16 protein-coding genes are annotated in these 20,066 nt (G+C 69.4%); 6 read left to right on the forward strand and 10 right to left on the reverse strand.

Annotated elements, in window-relative coordinates; genetic code table 11:
- Positions 1 to 43 precede the first annotated feature (43 nt).
- On the reverse strand, positions 44 to 1,036 hold the full coding sequence (locus EP757_RS02580; RefSeq protein WP_127542608.1) for a magnesium transporter CorA family protein: 993 nt from the start codon (positions 1,034 to 1,036) through the stop codon (positions 44 to 46).
- Positions 1,037 to 1,057: 21 nt separating this feature from the next.
- On the opposite strand from EP757_RS02580, the gene EP757_RS02585 reads away from it, so the two are divergent.
- Positions 1,058 to 1,771 carry a nicotinamide mononucleotide transporter family protein gene (locus EP757_RS02585; RefSeq protein WP_127542609.1) on the forward strand — a complete coding sequence of 238 codons (714 nt, stop codon included), beginning with the start codon at positions 1,058 to 1,060 and terminating at the stop codon, positions 1,769 to 1,771.
- A gap of 3 nt (positions 1,772 to 1,774) precedes the next feature.
- Here EP757_RS02585 and EP757_RS02590 read toward each other — a convergent pair whose 3' ends face one another.
- Complete coding sequence (locus tag EP757_RS02590; protein WP_127542610.1) at positions 1,775 to 3,205, reverse strand: MFS transporter; 1,431 nt, start codon at positions 3,203 to 3,205, stop codon at positions 1,775 to 1,777.
- Positions 3,206 to 3,284: 79 nt separating this feature from the next.
- Here EP757_RS02590 and EP757_RS02595 point away from each other — a divergent pair, with 79 nt between their 5' ends.
- A complete protein-coding gene (locus EP757_RS02595) occupies positions 3,285 to 3,944 on the forward strand; it encodes a TetR family transcriptional regulator (protein ID WP_232050332.1) in 660 nt (219 codons plus the stop codon).
- Here EP757_RS02595 and EP757_RS02600 read toward each other — a convergent pair.
- From EP757_RS02600 to EP757_RS02630, 7 genes are all read right to left on the reverse strand, one after another.
- Positions 3,941 to 4,336 carry a hypothetical protein gene (locus EP757_RS02600; RefSeq protein ID WP_127542612.1) on the reverse strand — a complete coding sequence of 132 codons (396 nt, stop codon included), beginning with the start codon at positions 4,334 to 4,336 and terminating at the stop codon, positions 3,941 to 3,943. The two genes, EP757_RS02595 and EP757_RS02600, sit on opposite strands and share 4 nt — an antisense overlap.
- Positions 4,337 to 4,357: 21 nt before the next feature.
- Positions 4,358 to 4,855 (reverse strand): flavin reductase family protein, encoded by a 498-nt coding sequence (locus tag EP757_RS02605; RefSeq protein WP_127542613.1) that lies wholly within the window; start codon positions 4,853 to 4,855, stop codon positions 4,358 to 4,360.
- A gap of 84 nt (positions 4,856 to 4,939) precedes the next feature.
- Positions 4,940 to 6,016 carry an N-methyl-L-tryptophan oxidase gene (gene solA / locus EP757_RS02610; RefSeq protein ID WP_127542614.1) on the reverse strand — a complete coding sequence of 359 codons (1,077 nt, stop codon included), beginning with the start codon at positions 6,014 to 6,016 and terminating at the stop codon, positions 4,940 to 4,942.
- Positions 6,013 to 7,281 carry an NtaA/DmoA family FMN-dependent monooxygenase gene (locus tag EP757_RS02615; protein WP_127542615.1) on the reverse strand — a complete coding sequence of 423 codons (1,269 nt, stop codon included), beginning with the start codon at positions 7,279 to 7,281 and terminating at the stop codon, positions 6,013 to 6,015. Before EP757_RS02615 ends, solA begins: the two co-directional genes overlap by 4 nt.
- Positions 7,278 to 8,513: an LLM class flavin-dependent oxidoreductase gene (locus EP757_RS02620; RefSeq protein WP_127542616.1), complete on the reverse strand. Its 1,236-nt coding sequence runs from the start codon at positions 8,511 to 8,513 to the stop codon at positions 7,278 to 7,280. Before EP757_RS02620 ends, EP757_RS02615 begins: the two co-directional genes overlap by 4 nt.
- A gap of 9 nt (positions 8,514 to 8,522) precedes the next feature.
- A complete protein-coding gene (locus EP757_RS02625) occupies positions 8,523 to 9,386 on the reverse strand; it encodes an LLM class flavin-dependent oxidoreductase (RefSeq protein WP_127542617.1) in 864 nt (287 codons plus the stop codon).
- Positions 9,387 to 9,462: 76 nt separating this feature from the next.
- The gene (locus EP757_RS02630; protein ID WP_127542618.1) at positions 9,463 to 10,110 is read right to left on the reverse strand and encodes a hypothetical protein; all 648 of its coding nucleotides are present in this window, start codon (positions 10,108 to 10,110) and stop codon (positions 9,463 to 9,465) included.
- Between the two features lie 114 nt (positions 10,111 to 10,224).
- Between EP757_RS02630 and EP757_RS02635 the strand changes: the two genes are divergently transcribed.
- The 4 genes from EP757_RS02635 (at position 10,225) to EP757_RS02660 (ending at position 17,160) form a co-directional block, all read left to right on the forward strand.
- Complete coding sequence (locus EP757_RS02635; RefSeq protein ID WP_127542619.1) at positions 10,225 to 11,439, forward strand: HupE/UreJ family protein; 1,215 nt, start codon at positions 10,225 to 10,227, stop codon at positions 11,437 to 11,439.
- A gap of 119 nt (positions 11,440 to 11,558) precedes the next feature.
- On the forward strand, positions 11,559 to 13,508 hold the full coding sequence (locus EP757_RS02640) for an FN3 domain-containing metallophosphoesterase family protein (protein WP_127542620.1): 1,950 nt from the start codon (positions 11,559 to 11,561) through the stop codon (positions 13,506 to 13,508).
- Positions 13,509 to 13,565: 57 nt separating this feature from the next.
- Positions 13,566 to 14,582 (forward strand): WxL protein peptidoglycan domain-containing protein, encoded by a 1,017-nt coding sequence (locus tag EP757_RS02645; protein WP_127542621.1) that lies wholly within the window; start codon positions 13,566 to 13,568, stop codon positions 14,580 to 14,582.
- A 1,273-nt stretch (positions 14,583 to 15,855) separates the two neighbouring features.
- A complete protein-coding gene (locus EP757_RS02660) occupies positions 15,856 to 17,160 on the forward strand; it encodes an IS256 family transposase (protein WP_232049958.1) in 1,305 nt (434 codons plus the stop codon).
- A 180-nt stretch (positions 17,161 to 17,340) separates the two neighbouring features.
- On the opposite strand, the gene EP757_RS02665 is transcribed toward EP757_RS02660, so the two are convergent.
- Complete coding sequence (locus EP757_RS02665; protein WP_232050333.1) at positions 17,341 to 19,935, reverse strand: carbohydrate binding domain-containing protein; 2,595 nt, start codon at positions 19,933 to 19,935, stop codon at positions 17,341 to 17,343.
- Positions 19,936 to 20,066 lie beyond the last annotated feature (131 nt).

Genomic DNA, 20,066 nt, shown 5'->3' on the forward strand with positions numbered 1-20,066 from the left:
CGACACCCCCGCTTTCGCCGGGGACGTTACACAGCTCACATATCTAGAGCCACCCACGTTTTCTCAGGAAGAGCCAGAGACCGGCGGCGGAGACCACGATGAACACGGTGCTGATCAGGAAGCCCCACCACTGCTCGTATCCGGGGTACGGCACGTTCTGCCCGAAGTAGCCGGTCAGCGCCGTCGGCACCGCGATGATCGCGGCCCAGGCGGCGAGCTTGCGGGTGACCTCGTTCAGCACGTTGCTCTGCTCGGCCAGGTCGGCGTCGAGCAGCTCGTTGATCCGGGTCAGCGAGTGCTCGATCAGCTCGGCGGTCTGCTGCGCATGGTCCTCGACGTCCCGGTAGTACGGGTGCAGCTTGTCGCTCGCCTGCCCGATGCCGGCCTCCCTCGCCCGCCGCACCACGTCGGCCATCGGGCCGACCGCCCGGCGCAGCGCGGAGAGCGCCTTGCGCAGCGCGAAGGCGTAGAGCCGGACCGGACGCGGGGCGCCGCCCTCCTCGAGCAGCGAATCCTCGGCCGCGTCCATCGCCTCGTCGAGCTCCCGGGCGGCCGACTGCTGGCTGTCCACCACGGTGTCGAGCAGGCCGTAGACCAGGAAGTCCAGCCCGCCGGCCGCGGCCAGCGCGGGTTCGGCGTCCCAGCGGCCGACCAGCACGTCCAGGTCGCCGGGCGTCTTGTGCACGGTGATCAGCGCCCGGTCGGTGATGAACGCGCTGATCTCGACCTTCTGCGCGCGGACGGTGGTGCCGTCGTGGGCGAACCGCACCGCGTAGACGTTCATGAACAGGTGCCTGTCGTACCGGTCCAGCTTCGGGCGCTCATGTTCGTGCAGCGCGTCCTCGACGGCGAGCGGGTGCAGGTGGAATTCGTCGGCGACGGCCTGGAGTTCGGCCGGCCCCGGGTTGAGCAGATCGATCCAGGCGACCGCGTCCGGGTCGTCGCGGAGCCGGGCCACGGTCTCGGCGGCCGGGAAGTCGTCCGCGACGACGTGACCATGCGCATAGAGCCGGGTTCGGGTGGGGGTTTCGCTCACCGCACCACAGTAGGATCAGCTGTGGCCTGGATCGATGACCTCCTGAGCACCTTTTACCACGCCAAGTGGCAGGTGACCGCCGATCAGGCGATCTATTGGCGCGAGATCGTCGGCAACGCGTTCGGCCTCGGCTCGGCGCTCTTCGGGTTGCGCCGCAACGCGTGGGCCTGGCCGGTCGGCATCGTCGGCAACCTGCTGCTCTTCACCGTCTTCCTGGGCCAGGCGGTCGGCAACGATCAGGGCACCCCGCTCTACGGCCAGGCCGCCCGGCAGGTCTTCTTCCTCGCCACGAGCGTCTACGGCTGGTGGGCCTGGCAGCGCAACCGGCGGCGCGACCACGGCGCCGCGGTGCGCCCGCACTGGGCCGGCCACCGGCAACGAATGATCTTCATCCCGCTGGCGCTCGCCGCCGTGGCGGTCTGCTTCCTGGTGTTCCGGGAGATCGGCGCGGGCTTCCCGGTCCCGTGGTGGTACTACCTCGCCGACTCGTGGATCTTCGTGGGTTCGATGCTGGCGACGTACGCGATGGCCCGCGGCTGGGTCGAGTTCTGGCTCTGCTGGATCGCCGTCGACCTGGTCGGCGTCCCCGAGCTGATCCATTTCGGCTACTACCCGTCGGCGATCCTCTACGGCGTCTACGCGGTCTTCGTGATCTGGGGCTTCTTCGTCTGGCTGCGGATCTCCCGAGCCTCGGTGGAGCCGCAGCCGGCCGCCGTCCAGCCGGCTGCGGCATAGTGGTCAGACCGTCTCCAGGACCTTCGTCTCCTCGACCGGCTTCCCGGCGCGTCCCCGGCGCAACATCCACAGGCTGACCGGTACGCCGGCCGCGACCAGCACGGCCGCCACCACCAGCGAGAACTGGTATCCCTCCAGGAATCGGTGCAGCTCCGCGCCCTCGGCGGCGTTCGCCCGGTTGGTCAGGATCGCGCCGAGCACCGTCACGCCGAGCAGGCCGAACACCTCACGGGAGACGTTGAGCATCCCGGACGCGATGCCGGCCCGGCCCTCCGGCAGGGCGTCGACCACGACGGTGCTCAGCGGGATCAGCAGTCCGCCGCCGACGCCGTAGAGCGCGAACCAGGGCAGCAGGTCGCCATAGGTGGTGCCCTCGCCGTACTGCGCGATGCCGGCGATCGCGGCGGCCATCACGGCGAGACCGAAAGCGGTCACCCGAGCCACCCCGAAGCGGGCCTCGAACCGCGGCGCCAGCACCGCTCCGACCGCAGTGATGATCGCCATCGGGACGAAGGCGGCACCGGCGCCGGTCGGTGAGAAACCGAGCACGTTCTGCAGGTAGATGGCCATGTAGAAGTAGATGCCGAACACGCCGAACGCCCAGAGGCCCATCGCGAGCAGCCCGCCGGTGAACATCCGCGAGCGGAAGAAGGCCAGGTCCACCATCGAGTCGGCGTTCCGGCTCTGCACGTGGACGAAGGCGGCGGCGGACGCGGCGGCGACACCGAACGACCCCAGGATCAGGCCGGACGTCCAGCCCTCGCCGTCGCCCTCGATCAGCGCGAACGTCAGCGCGAAGAGCGCCAGCGACGAGGTGACCAGGCCGGCCGGGTCCATCTTGCGGAGCGTGCCGGTCCTCTTCCCGGTCGTCGTCGCGGCCGGGACGCTGAACAGCGTCAGCGCCAGCGTCGCCACGCCGATCGGCAGGTTGATCAGGAAGATCCATCCCCAGGAGACGTGCTCGCTCAGCACACCGCCGGTGAACGGACCGACCGCCAGGGCCAGCGCGCCCACGCCACCCCAGACGCCGATCGCGGTGCCGCGCTCCTTCGGGTCCGGGAACAGCTCCTGCAGCAGCGCGAGCGAGGCCGGGGCGAGCAGCGCGGCGCCGATGCCCTGCACGGCCCGGGCGCCGATCAGCAGTGCCTGCGTGTCGGCGAGGCCCGCCGCGACCGAGGCGACCGTGAAGATCCCGAGCCCGGCCAGGAACGCGAGCCGGGTGCCGAGCACGTCGGCGATCCGGCCACCGGCCAGCAGCAGGCCGGCGAAGACCAGGATGTACGAGCTGGTGATCCATTCCAGCCCGGAGATGCTCAGGCCCAGGTCGCGCTGAATGCTGGGCAGCGCCACATTGACGACGTTGTTGTCCAGGTACGTCATGAACGTACCGAGCGCCACCGCGACGAGCGCCCACCACCGTCGATTCTTCTCCATGACCACTCCCCCTATACGGCGTCCATGTACAACGTACATGTACCTCGTACATGAGACTCGTACGTTGTACAGTTGTCAAGTGACGGGTGATCGACTGACAAAGGCCGCGGTAGCCGAGCGAGCCCTGCGCCTCGCCGACGAGGAGGGCCTGGAGGCGGTGACCATCCGCCGGCTCGCCAAAGAACTCGGCGTCACCCCGATGGCGCTGTACTGGCATTTCAAGAACAAGGACGAGCTACTGCTCGGCGTCGTCGACCATGTCCTGTCCGGCGTCCGCGCCGACCCGGACGCGGGTGATCCATGGCAGCGCCGGCTCCGCGTCGTGTTCGAGACCGTGGTGGACGTGATGCGCGAGCACCCGTCGCTGCCCGTCCTGCTGCACGCCGTCGACAAGACGCAGACGGAGAGCTTCACCCGGGCGACGAACGACACGCTCGCCTTGCTCTCCGACGCGGGCTTCACCGTCGAGGAGGGTTACTGGGTCGCCACCCACCTGCTGAACGCGGCGATGGGCCTGGTCTCCGGCCAGCCCGGCTGCCCACCCGGCATGCCCGACGCGCAGGTGGCCGAGTGGCGCCGCCAGAAGAAGCTCCAGATGTCGCTGCTCCCGGCCGACAAGTACCCGAAGATGATCGAGTACGCGGCCTCCTTCGAGGAGGACCTCGACCTGGACCGCTACTACGCCTTCTGCGTCGACCTGGTCATCGCCGGCGTGGAGGCGATGGCCGCCTCCCGCTAGAACCCGCGGCGGGTGTCCACGGCGAGGGCTATGCCGGTCGCGATCGCGCCGGCCGCCTCCCAGAGCGCCACGCCGAGGAACGCCGTGGGGGCCACCTCCATCAGCACCAGCAGACTGAAGACGGTGAAGGTGAGGAGGCGGAAGGGAACCGTGAAGCGGAAGAAGGGGCGCCACTCGGTGGCCGCGGCGACCAGGTAGTAGACGCCCATGTTGAGCGACGCCACGGAGGAGGCGGTGGCGAAGACGCGGGCCGAGTTCGGTGGGGTGGCGTCGAAGCCGGCCGCGGTCAGGACGGTCTCCGGGGAGAGGACGCCGATCAGGCCGAAGACGGCGGCCATGGCGCCGAAGACGGCGATCGTCCAGCCTGCTGCGGTCCGCGGAGAGAATCTCACGCGGATCAATATAGGGGGCGGTCAGTCGGTGTGCGGGTGCAGGCGGCGGTAGCGGCTGCCGTGGAAGACCAGCGGGGCGACGGCCGGGTCGGCGTCGAGGTCGTGCACGCGGAGCAGGACGATGTCATGGTCGCCGGCCGGGATCTCCTGCTCGATGCTGCAGTCCAGCCAGGCGCTCGAACCGCTGAGGAAGACCGCGCCGTCGTCGGTCGCCTGCCAGTCCAGGGCGGCGAAGCGGTCGGCGCCGCGGGCGCTCAACTGACGACCGGCGTGCTCCTGATGGGCGCCGAGCACGCTGACCCCGAGCCGCCCGGCCCGGCGCAGCACCGGCCAGGTGCTGGAGGTGTGCGCCACGCAGACCGAGACCATCGGCGGGTCGAGCGAGACCGAGACGAACGAGTTGGCCGCCAGCCCGGCGGGCACCCCGTCGATCAAGGCGGCGACAGCGGTCACGCCGGTCGGGAACGACCCGAAGACCTGCCGCAGCCGGTGTGGTTCGAGCGCCGAGCGCATGGTCATGAGTGGTGCTCCTGTTCCGCTGATTCAGAGGCTAGGCGGGGTGACCTTTCCTCGCAAACCCGATGGGCGCTCTAGGGATGAACCTCACCCGCGCGGCAACCGGAACCGATCCGGCGAAGGCCGCCCGGCGACCAGGCCCGCCACCAGCTCACCGATCGCCGGCGTGAACTTGAAGCCGTGCCCGGAGAACCCGGCCGCGACCACGAGCGGCCCGACCCGGTCGACGACGAAGTCCTCGGTGGGCGTGGTGGTGTAGGTGCAGCTGATCGGGACGGCGGTGGACGCATCCACTCCGGGTACCCAGTTCCGGACGTAAGCCTCCAGTTCGGCGGCCCGGGAAGGTTCGGCGGCGAAGTCGCGGTGGTCCGGATCGACCGGTACGCCGATGCCGTGCAGGCCGACCTTGACGCCTTCGCCCGGGGTGAACATGCCGTAGACCCCGGCCCGCCCAGGCTGGTGGTGGATGAAACCGGGCCAGGACCGCCCCGGATGAAGAGGCGTGAAATGGGCGGGTTGCTCCTGCGTGACCCGCAGCGACAGACCGAGCTGCGGGAGCAGCTTCGCGGTCCAGGCGCCGGCCGCGACCACTACCCGCTCGGCGTCGAGGATCCCGTTCGGGGTGACGATCTCGGCACGGTCGTCTCCTCGTACCAGGATCTGAAGGACCGGATCGCGGTGCCGGACCACCGCGCCCTGCTTCACGGCCGCCGCTTGAAGGGCGGTGACCGCGTGATCGGCGTGGACCCGGCCGCTGCTCGGATGGAAGAAGGCCGGGCCGTCGAAGCGCAGACCGGGCCAGCGTTCGGCCGCCTCCCCGGCCGGCAGCCACTGACCGGGCACCCCCGCTGCCGCCAGCGCCTGCGCGATCGGCTCGATCGCCGCCGGATCGCCGTGATCGACGCCGCCGGTCAGCTCGACCAGCGCCGTGCCGGTGTCCGACTCCAGCTCGCGCCAGAGATCCAGGGCACGCCGGGCGAGGGCGATGTAGTCCGGCGCCGGATAGGCGAATCGGAAGATCCGGGATGCGCCGTGCGAGGCGCCCCGGTGGTGGCCGGGCTCGAACTGCTCCAGCAGCAGGACGTCGGCGCCCCGCCGGGCCAGCTGCCAGGCCGCTGCCGAGCCCATCGCACCGCCACCGACGACGATGACATCGAAGCTCATCGCGTCAGGCCCAGGTTCTCGCGCAGGGTGGGTCCCAGGTAGTCAGGCTTCACGATTCCCCGTTTCCGCAGGTCGGGCAGCAGGCCGTTGACCACGAAGTCGTGCGTGCGGTCGTCGGCCAGCCCGCCGAGCGAGAGCACATCGAGCACTCCGGCCCGGAACCGTTCCTCGACCGCGTCGGCGAGCTGCTCCGGCGTGCCGGCGACCGACCAGTGACCGGTGTCCTGAGCTGCCTGGATCAACTCTCGCAGGGTACGTCCCTCCCTTATCAGCCGGCTGAAGATCTCGGCCCGCCCGCGACGCCGGTTGATCGAGTCGAGCGACGGGATGAGGCTCTCCGGCAGCGGCTCGTCCAGCTTGGCCTCGGAAAGGTCGATGCCGCCGCCGAGCATGTCCGCCAGCAGCGCACGCCCGGCCGTCCAATCGATCGATTCCCGCCGCTCCCGCACCAGCCGTTGCGCCTCGGCCTCGGTCGCGCCGAAGGTGGCGTGAAAAGAGCTGAAGATCAAGGGCAGACCTTCCCTCCTGTACGCCGAAGCCCGCGTGCGGATCGCCGCCCGGAATCTCTCCGCGTCCGCGAGCGTGGCGAGGGCGGTGAACACGACCTCCGCGTAGCGGGCGCCCAACTCGATCCCGGCCGCGGACTGACCGGCCTGGATGAGCACCGGCCGGCCCTGTGGCAGCGGCGGGATGTTGATCGGGCCCTCGACGCTGAAGAACTCGCCGCGGTGGTTGATCGGGCGGATCAGCGACGGGTCGAGCACCGCGTGGCCGTCCGGTCCCTGCCGCAGCGCGCCGGGCTGCCAGCTGTCCCAGAGCGCGTTCACGACCTCGATGGTCTCGGCGGCGCGGGCGTACCGCTGCTCGGGCGACGGCAGCTCACCCGGGCCGAAGTTCTGCTCGCCGATCGACGACGTGACCAGGTTCCACGCCGCCCGGCCGTTGCTCACGTGGTCGAGCGTGCCGAAGAGCCGGGCCAGGTTGAACGGATGGTGGAAGGTCGTCGAGACGGTCGCGATCAGCCCGGCCTTGGAGGTCACCTGGCTCAGCGCGGCCACGAAGATCAGCGGTTCCTGGGCGCCGATCGTGCCCTGCGCTCCGAAGACCAGAAGATCCGGCACGAAGAGCGCGTCGATCCGGGCTGCCTCGGCCCGCTCGGCCACCAGCCTGGCGGTGTCCAGCGTGGACTTGGCCGGGTCGAGCGCCAGCTCGTACGGGCCGGGGTGGCCGCCGGCCGAGGCGATCGTCGACAGGAAACGGGTCACGGCAGGTCCAGGTGCTCACGCAGGGTGCTGCCGGTGTACGCGGTCCGGTAGAGGCCGCGCTCCTGCAACGCCGGGACCAGCTTGTCCACGATGTCGTCGATCGTCCCGGGCAGCAGCTGCGGCACGATGTTGAACCCGTCAACGGCCCGGGCGCTCAGGTAGCGGCCCCATTCGTCCGCGATCCGTCCGGGCGTGCCGACGAAGACGTTGTGCCGCGGCGTCACCTCGATGACCAGCTCCCGGATGGAGAGGCCGAGGGCCCGCCACTCGGCGATCCGCTCGCGCTTGCCGGTCCGGTGCTCGATCGCGATCGTGCCGCGGGACGGGTCGAGCTCGCCCTCGGCCGGCTCGATGTCCGGCAGCGGGCCGTCCGGGTCGTACCCGGAGAGGTCCTTGTTCCAATACTGCTCGAGGAAGGCGATCGCGCGCGGGCCGGTGACCTGCTCGCGGCGGATCCACTCGGCCTTGTCGGCGGCCTCGGCCTCGGTGTCGCCGAGGACCACCTGCGCGCCCGGCAGGATCCGCAGCGAGTCCGGCGAGCGGCCGTACCCGGCGAGGCGTCTACGCAGGTCGTCGGCGTAGGCGACGGCCTTGTCGAAGTCGGTGTTGGCGGAGAAGACGACGTCGGCGTGCTCGGCGGCCAGGTCCCGGCCGCCGGGCGAGTCGCCGGCCTGGAAGAGCACCGGGCGGCCGGTCAGCGTCGGCGTGGCCGTCACGTCGACCAGGTCGTCATGACGATCCACGGTCCTTCCGGCCCAGAGAGCCTTCGCGGTCTCGACGAACGCGGTGGCGCGCTCGTATCTGCGAGAGTGCTCCAGCCAGCCGCCGTGCCGGAAGTTCTCCCCGGTCCAGGCGTTGTCGGTGGTCACGATGTTCCAGCCGGCGCGGCCACCGGAGACGGCGTCGAGCGAGGCCAGCCGGCGGGCCAGGTCGGCCGGGTAGTTGTAGGTGGTGTTCTGGGTGGCGACCAGCCCGATCTTGTCGGTCACCGCGGCCAGGGCCGCGAGCTGGGTGATCGCGTCGGGCCGGCCGGCGACGTCGAGGGCGTGCACGCGGCCGCGGTTCTCCCGGACGCGCAGGCCCTCACCCAGGAAGAAGGCGTCGAACAGCCCGCGTTCCAGGGTCTGCGCCGTCCGGACGAACGTGTCGATGTGGGTGTGCGCGGCGAACTCCGGGTCGGTCCAGATCAGCTGCGGGCCGACGCCGGTGAAGAACACTCCGAGGTGCAGCATCACCATCTCCTAACCGGTGAACACGTTGGCGGGGCGGGGCAGGCCGAGGGTGTCCCGCAGGGTCGGGCCGACCGGCAGCCGTGGCCCGAACTCGTCGGTCAGGCGCGTCAGATCCCGGTTGAGGCCGGCGCCGCGCAGATGGACGCCGTCCACGACGCCGGCGTACTCGTCGACGTCGGTGAGGAACGGCACCGAGGCGAAGACCAGCGGCGCGCCGGCGTCCCGGGCCTGCCGGGCGCGGGCGACCAGCCGGTCCGGGGACGGCGCGTCGATCAGGACGACGTCGAGCCGGGACGTGACACCGAGGGTGTCCGCGCCGATCACGACGACCTGGCCCTGCGGTGGCCGCGGCGTGATCAGCGGGCCGACCACGCTGAACCGCTCCCCGGTGAAGTTCACGTGGTGCACCCGGTCCGGTTCGAGGAACCGGCCGGTCGCCACGTCGCGGATCACCGCGTCGTCCTCCCAGGAATCCCAGAGCAGGCGGGCCACGTCGATCACGTCGGCGAGCTCCTGCCGCAGGTCGTCGCCGGTGAGTGGAGGCTCGCCGACGGTCGCGTACGCCGCCGCCGAGCTCTCCGCCCCCACCACCCAGCCGGCCCGGCCGAGCGTCGCGTGGTCGAGCGAGGCGAGCTGCGTGGCGAGGTGGAACGGCTCGGTCACCGTCGCGTGCAGCGTGGGCGCGAGGCCGATCCGGCCGGTCAGGCGGGAGAGGTACGACGCCCGCACGCCCGCTTCCAGCCGGACGCCCCCGCCGGCCGGCGGCAGTGGGGAGTCGGCGATCGTGACGAACGCGAACCCGGCCGCCTCGGCGGCGGCCACACGGTCTTTCAGGGTGGAGAAGTCGCCGTCGACTTCGAGAGCAAGGTGCATCCGGACTCCCCAGGCTCGATACACCCCAAATCCTATGGCTTAAATAGGCTAAGCGGCAATCCGGCCCGGACGGTTGTCAATCAACCCAGAGGACGATGCCCCGGACCCGGTGCAACACGGCCGCTGCGCCGGCACGCACGGCACGAGCGCAACGCTCGGCGGTGAACGTCGCCGCGTCGTAGGTGGTCGACGAGCCGAGCCCCTCACCGCGGAATCCGGCGCCGGCCCACTCCACCGCCGTCACGTTGGCGGTCGGCTCGGCCAGCTCCGCACCGACCACCAGGAACTGCTGGTCGAGGTGGTTCGGCGTGACCAGGGCGAGCGGATCGATCAGGCCGTCGCCGGCGCTGACCACGACGTCCGGCTTCATGTTCATCGCCTCGACGATGGCGTCGACCGGCTCGGCCGGGTCCGCCGTGACCGTCCGCAGCGACACCTTCTCCGCCTCGGCCCACTCCTCGACAGCGGTCACGACCGTGGTGGTCGGAGCGTCCGCGCCGATGGTGAGCAGCACCACCCGGTAGCCCTCGGGCGGGTGCACCTGATCCCAGGAGCCGGGGCTCGGCGTGATCGTCGCCTCGGGCGCGGGCGGATGCGACGGGTCGACGAAGCCGGCGCCGAGAGCGCCGATCGGAACAGGGGCGGGTCGTGCCTCGTCCCAGTCGCCTGACGAGCAACCGGCGAGGACGAGCAGGGCGAGAGCAGCGGGTAGCAGGCGTGACACGGGTCCCTTACTACACGCTGCCGCGCCTCTCGTCGGCTGCCGAGATCATCTTGTCGTCAGCGGTTCGCCAACAATCTTGATCTTGTTAACCCGGCGCGTGCAGCGTGTCCCGCCGTGCCACACCATCTACGCCGTATCCTCGCGATTCTCTTCCTCGGCCTCCTCGGAGCCGGTGTCCTCGCGAGCCCCGCCCTCGCTCACGGATTCAACTCGACGGTCTACGCCGACGTGCGCGCCGGCGACGACAGCGGCCACGTCCGGACCACGCTCGAGCTCGAATACGACCTGTTCGTCGTCTCGGCGGCCGACTACCGCCACGACGACGGGCTCTTCCAGGAGGGCAACGCGGCGTTCGAAGCCGGCGACGCCGCCGGTCAGGCGGCGGCGCTCAACGCGCACACCGACGCGGCCGTCGGTTACGTCACCGAACGCTTCTCCGTCACGGCCGGCGGGAAGGCTTGCGCGCCGTCCGCCGCCGGGCCGTTCACCATGGGTACGCGCGAAGGGGTCCCGTACACGACCCTGGTCCTCGACTGGCAGTGCGCCGAACGCGACGGCGAGCACGAGATCCGCAGCGGCCTCTTCCCGGACGCGGAGACCTACGTCCGCGACACGAAGACGATCGTGACCTATGAGATCGACGGCCGGGACGGCAGCGCCGCGCTCGACGCCGGCAACCCGGTCTTCTCCACCGACCAGAGCTGGCAGCAGCGGTTCGGCGAGTTCTTCGTGCTCGGCGCCGAACATCTGCTCTTCGGTATCGACCACATCCTGTTCCTGCTGGCGCTGATCGCCGGCTCCCGGCGGCTGCGCGAGATCGTGCTGGCCGCGACCGCGTTCACGATCGCCCACTCGGTCACCTTCGTGCTCGCCGCACTCGGCCTGGTCTCGGCGCCGGCGGCGATCGTCGAGCCGATCATCGCGTTCTCCATCGCGGTGGTCGCCGGATGGCATCTGATCCAGCTGCGCTCCTCCCCGCGCGTCACCTCGGATCATGGAGCCCGCTCGGGTCTGCGCGGTGGCGCCGATCTTGGAGTTGGCTGGGGCCGCCTGGCCGTCGTCTTCCTGTTCGGCCTGGTGCACGGCCTCGGGTTCGCCGGCGCGCTCGGCATCGACGAGGCCTGGTCCTGGACGCTGCTGTGGTCGCTGCTGGTCTTCAACGTCGGCATCGAGACCGTGCAGGTCGGCCTGATCCTGCTGGTCTTCCCCCTCCTGATGCTTCTGCGCCGGAGGGCGCCTCGAGCAGCCCGGTGGGTGACCGGACTGCTCTGCGCCGGGGTCGCTGTGATGGGGCTCATCTGGTTCTTCGAGCGGATCTTCGCGTCTTGAGCACCAACGATCTTGATCTTGTTAACCAGCGGTTCACGAGGCAGGACGAGCTTGATCCGCGCTTCCTGTTCTTTCCCACTGGGAAGCGTTCTCTCTCATCAAGCAAGGAACGGACACCGATGAGAACCCATCTGTCCCGCCGCAACCGTGCCGCCGCAGGCGCCACGGCCGCGGTCCTCGGAGTGGCAGTGGCCCTCGGCAGCGGACTGGCCAGCCCGGTCTTCGCCGCCGACCCCACCACGCTGAGCAGCATCGTCCTCGGCGTCGGCGCCAACGAGACCCAGCGGATCGTGAACTGGTACTCCTCGGCCGACACCGCCCAGCAGGTCCAGGTCGCGCCGACCGCCGACCTGACCGGCGGCGAGTTCCCGGCGAGCGCCGTGACCTTCGCCGCCACCGGCGCCGCCAACATCGCCACGAGCGGCGGCTACAACCGGCACGCCACGATCACCGGGCTCAAGGAGAACACCGCGTACTCGTACCGGGTGGGCTCCGAGACCGACGGCTGGTCGGCCGCCTACGCCTTCACGACGCAGGACTTCGAAGGCGACTACGACTTCCTGTTCTACGGCGACCCGCAGATCGGCGCGTCCGGCAACCTCGCCAAGGACCAGGCCGGCTGGACCGACACCCTCGACGTGTCGCTCGCCGCCAACCCGAAGGCGGAGATCCTGGTCTCCGGTGGCGACCAGGTCGAGACCGCCAACACCGAGGCACAGTGGAACGCCTTCCTGGCGTCCGACAAGCTGCGCCAGTACCCGTGGGCCGCCACCATCGGCAACCACGACGTCGGCGGCAAGGCGTACGAGCAGCACCTGTACACGCCGAACACCGACCGCTCGGCCGCGTACTACTCGAACGGCAACCCGACGTCGAACACGTCCGGTGGCGACTACTGGTACGTCTACAAGGACACGCTGTTCATCGACCTGAACAGCAACAGCTACGCCACCTCGCAGGGTGGCGGCGGCGACGCGGCCCACGTCAAGTACGTGACCGACGTCGTGAAGCAGCACGGTGGCGAGGCGAAGTGGACCGTCCTGGTCTACCACCACTCGATCTACTCGGCCGCTTCGCACGCCAAGGACTCGGACGCGAAGGTGCGCCGGACCGACTTCCCGAAGACCTTCTCCGACCTCGGCGTCGACCTGGTGCTGCAGGGCCACGACCACGTCTACGCCCGTAGCTACCTGATCAAGAACGGCGAGAAGGCGAACGCGGCCGAGCAGCCCGGTGCCGAGGACGTCTTCGCCGGTCCCGGCGGCGTCCTCTACGTCACCGCCAACTCGGCCTCCGGGTCGAAGTACTACGACATCACGAAGCCGGACGCGAGCGGCACCAACGGGCCCGACCCGCTGAAGCCGAGCGACTACTGGTACAGCTCCGTGCAGAACCAGGAGCACGTCCGGTCGTACATCAAGGTCGGTGTGCGCAGCGACAAGCTGGTCGTGGAGTACATCCGCAGCGGCACCTGCGCCGCCCCGAACGCCTCGGTCGAGCTGGGCAGCTCCTGCTCCAACTCCGCCGAGACCCAGGGCGTCGGCTCGGTCGTGGACAAGGTGACCGTTCACCCGTACCACGGCGACAACCAGGACATCCAGGTCAACGTCCCGAACGCCAAGCCGGGCGAGTTCGGCTGGACGATCGACGGCTACAACGGCCTGGTCGACCTCGGCACCGCGGTCGAGAAGGACGGCGACTACTTCGCCGCCAGCGGCTCGCTCAACTCGATCAAGGTGTCGGACAGCCGCCGCGCGCTCTCCCCGTGGTCGCTGTCGGCCAGCGTGGGCGACTTCAAGGACGCCGACAAGTCGTTCTCCGGTGCGTACCTGGGCTGGACCCCGTACGTCGCCGCCGCCGGCGCGGGCGCGAAGGCCGGCGCGGCCGTCGAGTCCGGCTTCGGCACCGACGGCAAGGGCCTCTCGGTCTCCCGGGGCCTCGGCGCCGCGGAGCAGGGTCACGCCCGTGGCACCGCCCTGCTCGGCGCCGACCTGGACCTCAAGGTCCCGGCCGACGTCGCGAAGGGCAACTACCGCACCACCCTCACGATCACTGCTCTGAGCAGCTGATCGGCTCCCCGGGAGGACGGCCCCCGTCCTCCCGGGGCTTCTCACTAAGGATCTCCGATGCGCATCGCACTCGCCCTGGCCGCCGCCCTCGTGGCCCTCGTCCCGGGAACGCCCGCCCAAGCCGCCGACGTCTCCTGGACGGTCCGGACCGCGTCGAACAGCTACGGCAACGACCGGTCGAGCTACACCTACGCCGTCAACCCGGGCATGACCGCCCGGGACGCGCTGGTGGTGGCGAACCACGGGTCGGCGCCGCTCACGCTCGCGGTCTACGCCGCCGACGGGTACACCACCGGCGAAGGCCAGCTGGACCTGCTCACCGGCGACAAGAAGTCGGTCGCGGTCGGCGCCTGGGTGCAGGCCGCGGCGAAGGACGTCACGATCCCGGCGAAGTCGGAGGCCGAGGTGCCGTTCAGCGTGTCGGTGCCCGCGAACGCGACGCCCGGCGACTACGTGGGCGGCATCGTGACCTCGCTGTCGCAGTCCTCCTCCACGGAGACGATCAACGTCGAGCGCCGCCTCGGCATCAAGATCAAGATGCGGGTGGGCGGGGATCTCGTACCGGGTCTCGCCATCGAGGACCTGAAGGTGGACTACCGGGGCTCACTCCTCACCGGCGACGCCACGGTCTCCTACACGATCCACAACACCGGCAACGCCGTCGAATCGGCCCGCCAGGAGGTGTCCATCGCCGGCCCGTTCGGCTGGCTGCGCACCGACGCCGGCACCGTCGACTCGCCGCCCGAACTCCTGCCCGGTGAACGCTGGGCGGTCGCCGTACCCCTGAAAGATGTCTCCCCCGCCGTGGTCCTCGCCGCCACCGCCACCCTGACCCCGCTGCTCACCGACGCGTCCGGCTCGACGACCTCGCTGGATCCGGTGACCGCCACGACTCGGATCTGGGCCCTGCCGTGGCCGCTGACCGCGCTGCTCGTCGCCGTCATCGCCCTGCTGGTCCTGCTGGCCGTGGCAAGCCGCCGCCGACGCGCCCGGCGCAAGGAGCGCGAGGACGAGCGGGTGCGCGAAGCGGTAGCCGAAGCCCTCCGCGAGAAGGAACAAACCGCCGCGAGCTGATCAGTGGTCCATGACGCGGCGTGGTTCTCTCCCTGGTACGCCGGTACCTCTGTGCGATGACGTCCCGTTGCTTCAATGGCACGCCTCATTTGTCCAGCTCATTGCCTCCCGCCGTGGCCTGGCGCAGGCGTCGCGCTCCCTTTGACGCCTCCACCTCCCCGATCTTGAGCGATCTCATCCCATCCAGTGTCAAGATCCGCGGGGTGGAGGCCGGCTTGCCGGACAGGTGAGACCGCTCGCTGGCGAGTCATCGCGGACTTGGGACCGTTACGCGAGCCCGGCATCCGACCCGGGGCCGCCCGCCCTGGTGCTCAGTGCTCGGAGCGCGGCGCTCGACGCGCAGTGCTCGGAGCGCGGTGCTCGGAGCGCGGTGCTCGGAGCGCGGTGCTCGGCGCTCGACGCGCGGTGCTCGGCGCTCAACCCGCGGTGCTCGGCGCTCAACGCGCAGTGCTCGGCGCTCGACGTTCGACGCTCGACGCGCGGTGCTCGGCGCGCGGTGCTCGACGCTCGGCGCGCGGTGCTCGGCGCCCCGGCCGACTCGCCTGCCTGCCTGCCTGCCAGATCTTGAGCCATCTCTCACCGCCGCGGGTCAATGTCCACCCAAGATCCGGACCTGCCATAGCTCGCCTACCCTCGGCCCGCCCACTTCTCAGATCTTGAGTGATCTCGCACCGCAGTGGATCGACATTCACCCAAGATCTGCGGGGCGAGAGCGAATTGCCGGACAGGTCAGGCCTCTTGCTGGCGAGTCATTGCGTGCTCGAAGCCGTTACGCCCACTCGATATCCGACCCGGGCCCGCTCGCCCTGTCTCGCTGGCGCTCGGCCCGCCCACGTCCCAGATCTTGAGTGATCTCGCACCGCCGAGGGTCAAGATTCACCCAAGATCCCAGGCCTGCCCTGCGTTGCCCTGCGCTGCCCTGGCCTGCCCTGCCCTGCCCTGGCCTGGCCTGCCCTGGCCCGCCCTGCCCTGGCCCGCCCTGCCCTGGCCCGCCCTGCCCTGGCCCGCCCTCCTTCGGCCCGCTCACGTCCCCGATCTTGAGTAATTCCGGACCACCGGAGGTCGACATCTACTCAAGATCCGCGGGGAGGGAGGAGAGGAGAGGGGGAAGCTGACTTGCTGGACCGGCGCGGCCACCTCTGCGGGACAGATGAGACCGCCCGCTGGCAACTCATCGCGCATTCGAACCCGTCACCCGCATCCTCACGTCAGATCTGGGCCGCCGGAGGGACTGTAAGAAAAACGGTGTAACTCCTGATCAAGGAGACACCAGATGACCGTGACGATCGATGCCACCGTGGATACTTCGGCGGTGGCCAAGAAGAAGGATCCGGCAACCACCCCGGAAGGCGTGGATGCCGAGCTAGTCGGCCAGCTGGTCGAGCAGGCCCGCGCAGCGGGCCTGCAACTGACCGGCGAAGGCGGTCTGCTGCAGCAGTTGACCAAGCGAGTGATCGAAGCCGCCCTCGATGGTGAGATCACCGATCACCTCGGCTATGAGAAACACGACCCGGCCGGCAAAGACGGCGGCAACTCCCGTAACGGGACCCGGGCCAAGACCGTGCTGACCGATGTCGGCCCGGTCGAGATCACCGTGCCGCGCGATCGCGACGCCTCGTTCGAGCCGCAGATCGTCAAGAAGCGGCAACGTCGGCTGACTGGTGTCGAGGACATGGTCCTGTCGCTGTCGGCGAAAGGCCTGACCACCGGGGAGATCAGCGCTCACCTGGCCGAGGTCTATGGCGCCGACGTCTCGCGCCAGACGATCTCCACGATCACCGATAAGGTCATCGACGGCATGGCCGAGTGGCAGAACCGGCCCCTCGACAGGGTCTATCCGGTGATCTTCCTGGACGCGATCAACGTCAAGATCCGCGACGGCAAAGTCGCCAACCGGCCCATCTACGTCGCCCTCGCGGTCACCGCCGAGGGCACCCGCGACATCCTCGGGCTCTGGGCTGGCGACGGCGGCGAAGGCGCCAAGTTCTGGTTCAGCGTGTGCACCGAGCTCAAGAACCGTGGTGTCGAGGACGTGCTGATGGCCGTCTGCGACGGCCTGACCGGGCTGCCTGACGCGATCAACACCGTCTGGCCGAAGACCGTGGTCCAGACCTGCGTGGTGCACCTGCTGCGCAACTCGTTCAAATACGCCGGCCGCCAGCACTACGACGCCATCGCCAAGGCACTCAAGCCGGTCTACACCGCACCGACCGAGCAGGCTGCCGAGCAGCGCTTCCTGGAGTTCGCTGAGGCCTGGGGCGAGCGATATCCGGCGATCGTCCGGCTCTGGGAGAACGCCTGGGCCGAGTTCGTGCCGTTCCTCGCGTTCGACGCCGAAATCCGTAAGGTCGTCTGCTCCACCAACGCGATCGAGAGCGTGAACGCCCGCATCCGCCGCGCCGTCCGGGCCCGCGGGCACTTCCCGAACGAGCAGGCCGCCCTGAAATGCGTCTACCTGGCCGTGATGGCCCTGGACCCGACCGGCGCTGGCCGCCGCCGCTGGACCATCCGCTGGAAACCCGCCCTCAACGCCTTCGACCTCGCCTTCGAAGGACGGCTCACCGCAGGCCGCAACTAACCCTCAACAAGATCGAGTTACACCGTTTTCTTGACAGTCCCCCGCCGGAACTTGATGCCGAGTCGGCTGTGACTCATACGCAGCCGGACCGCGGTGAGGGACCTTCGCGGCGCACGACGGATCGACGTGCCGAGCCGGTCGTGACGAGTCGGCTCATCACGACCGGCCTTGGGGACGGCGCTACTTCAAGTACGTCGTGTCGGCTCCGACCTTGCCGGGCGCGGGGTTGCCCGACTGCGAGAGCACGTAGACGCGCAGGTTGCCCTTCTGGTTGAGGCTGATCGTCAGTGAGCCGTTCGTGACCGTCTTCGTGTCTCCGGTGACGGCGTCCACGTAGGTGCCGTTGGGGATGCCGGAGAAGGTGGCGCCACCGGACACCGAGATCAGCGCGAAGCTGTCGACGCTGCCCGAGGTGTAGCGCCGCTTGTAGGCCATGCCGCCGCTGACGCCCTCGGTCGAGTACTGGCCCATCTGCAGGGCCGGCACCGCACGGCGGATCTGGTTGAGCCGCTGCAGGTGCTTGACCAGCGGCTGGGACAGCGTCGTGGCGACGGTTCCACTCGCCGAGCCGACCACGCCGAAGTCGCTGGCGGTGACGCTGCCGGACAGGTACGAGCCGTAGTACGCCCGGCCGGTCGTCTCGAGCGGGCAGGTCGGGCCGCAGTCGATCTTCTGGCCGGCCTTGAACTCGATCTCCGAGCCGTAGTACAGCGTCGGGATGCCGCGGAACGTCCACATGAGCGTCATGTTCTCCGCCCAGGCGTCGGTTCCGCCGGCATAGCGGGTGGACGACTTGTTCGGCCCGTAGTCGTGCGAGTCGACGTAGACCGTGTTGTACGTGGCGTCGTTCACCGAGTCGTCGGAGTCCTTGCCGTTGTAGAACGCGTTCGACGCATCACCGAAGTTCATGTGCATGCGCATGTCGATGATGTTCATGCCGGAGAACCGGCTGTAGTCCGGCGCGTGATAGGTGTTGCCCGACAGGAACGCGTTCGTGCTGGTGGGCTGGTTGCCCGTACCCAGGTTGTTCTCGTAGTCGAACTGCTCGATCGCCGCCGTGACGTCGTCGGCCGAGTACGAGGCCCGTTCCTTCCACGTGTAGAACTGCGCCGAGTGGTTGACCGAGCCGCGGTTCCACTTGTCGTTCACGAACGCGGCGACCTCGCCGAAGATGTAGAAGTCCTTGGCCTTCGCCGCGCCGTACTTCGCGGTGAGGTGCGATTGCAGCGCGGGCAGGAACCTGCGGTTCCAGGTGACGCGCGGGATGTGCACGGCGGTGTCGATCCGGAAGCCGTCCACGCCCATGTCGATGTACTTCTTGTACGCGCCGATCAGGTAGTCCTGCACCGTCGCGTTCTCGGTGTTGAAGTCGGCGAGGTCCTCGTGCAGCCAGCAGGACCGGGCGTCCTCACCCTCCCAGTTGCCGATCCAGCACTGGTGGAACTTGTCGGCCGGGAACATCTTCGCGGTCGGGGACGGCCACTGGCAGTTGTAGACGGTGTAGCCTTCGGCGCTTTTGCCACCCGTCGGCGTGCCGTAGTTCGGGCAGGTGTTGCCGGCCGGCGCGGTGCTGGTCCACAGATCGCCGTTGTAGGTGTGACCGGCGGCGTTCTCCTCGAGCGGGTTGTACTCCTTGCCGGCCACCTTCTCGCTGTAGTACCAGCTCCACTGGCTGTCCCGGACGCCGTAGACGGTCGGGACGAACAGTCCCTTGGCGCCCCAGCGGGAGCTGTGGTTGAAGACCACGTCCTGGTAGATCTTGAGACCCTTGGCGTGCGCCGAGTCGATCAGATCCTGGTACGACGCCCCGTCCGACTCCAGCCGCGGGTCCACCTCGTAGAAGTCCCAGCCGTGGTAGCCGTGGTAGTCGTAGTCCGACCGGTTCAGCACCACCGGCGTGATCCAGATCGCGGAGAAGCCGAGCGCCTTGATGTAGTCGAGCTTGTTCACCAGGCCCTTGAAGTCACCGCGGAACATCGGGTCGTTGTTCGCCGCGTTCCCGGACTTGACGTTCTGGTTGCCGCCCCGGTTGTTGGAGCTGTCGCCGTCGTAGAACCGGGCGGTCAGCACGAAGTAGATGCTGTCCTTGCGCGGGTCACCGCCGAGCATCTCCCCGCTGGTGGCCGGCGTGGTGGGGGTCGGCGAGACGGACGGACTGGGTGAAGCAGAGGCGCTGACCGAGGGTGACGGCGAGGACGTCGCACACGGTGAGGACGCGTTGCCGGTCACCACTCCCCCGCTGACCGTCGTCACCCCCGCGCCGAGCCGGTAGTTGTTCCCCGCGTTGTTGTCCCACGTCCCGGAGCCGTTGTTGAACGTCGCCTGCAACGCGCTCGCGCTGCCCAGGCTGACCGTCTTCAGCGCCCACCCGGCACAGGCCGTCTCGGTCATCGCCGTGCCGGGCGCCGTCGTCCAGGAGCCGCCGGCCGGTGCCCAGTGCAGGTACGTCGTGGTCCAGCTGGTCCTGTAGTAGATCGACGCCGTGTTCGTGGTGCCGCACGGCACCGCCGAGCCGACAGTGCCACCGGCGATCGACACGACGCCGGTCCCGACGCTGTAGTTGTTGCCGGCGTTGTTGTCCCAGGTCCCGGACCCGTTGTTGAAGGTGAGCCGCGCCCCGGCCGCGCTACCGAGGTCGATCTCCTTCTTGAACCAGCCGGCACAGCTGTCGGCGGTCATCGCGACGCCGGGCACGCTCGTCCACGATCCGCCGGTGGGCGCGTAGTGGACGTTGACGGCGGTCCACGACGTCGCCGGCTGGTAGTAAACGGTCAAGGAGTTGGCTGCAAGTGCTGCCAGCGGCGGAAAGAGAACGAGCAGCAGGGGGATTGCTGCCAGGACGCTGATCCAACGGCGTCTTCTGCGGGCGTTTTCGGGCACGGCGGAGCCTCCGACGTCGGGGATGG

Origin of the sequence: Actinoplanes sp. OR16 (assembly GCF_004001265.1) — a bacterium.
In the GTDB taxonomy this organism is placed as follows: domain Bacteria; phylum Actinomycetota; class Actinomycetes; order Mycobacteriales; family Micromonosporaceae; genus Actinoplanes.

What these genes read in the sequence shown, in the direction of transcription:
- EP757_RS02660 (WP_232049958.1), top strand. Translation starts at nt 15,856, where the DNA reads ATGACCGTGACGATCGATGCCACCGTGGATACTTCGGCGGTGGCCAAG.
- EP757_RS02645 (WP_127542621.1), top strand. Translation starts at nt 13,566, where the DNA reads ATGCGCATCGCACTCGCCCTGGCCGCCGCCCTCGTGGCCCTCGTCCCG.
- EP757_RS02640 (WP_127542620.1), top strand. Translation starts at nt 11,559, where the DNA reads ATGAGAACCCATCTGTCCCGCCGCAACCGTGCCGCCGCAGGCGCCACG.
- EP757_RS02625 (WP_127542617.1), bottom strand. Translation starts at nt 9,386, where the DNA reads ATGCACCTTGCTCTCGAAGTCGACGGCGACTTCTCCACCCTGAAAGAC.
- EP757_RS02605 (WP_127542613.1), bottom strand. Translation starts at nt 4,855, where the DNA reads ATGACCATGCGCTCGGCGCTCGAACCACACCGGCTGCGGCAGGTCTTC.
- EP757_RS02620 (WP_127542616.1), bottom strand. Translation starts at nt 8,513, where the DNA reads ATGCTGCACCTCGGAGTGTTCTTCACCGGCGTCGGCCCGCAGCTGATC.
- EP757_RS02590 (WP_127542610.1), bottom strand. Translation starts at nt 3,205, where the DNA reads ATGGAGAAGAATCGACGGTGGTGGGCGCTCGTCGCGGTGGCGCTCGGT.
- solA (WP_127542614.1), bottom strand. Translation starts at nt 6,016, where the DNA reads ATGAGCTTCGATGTCATCGTCGTCGGTGGCGGTGCGATGGGCTCGGCA.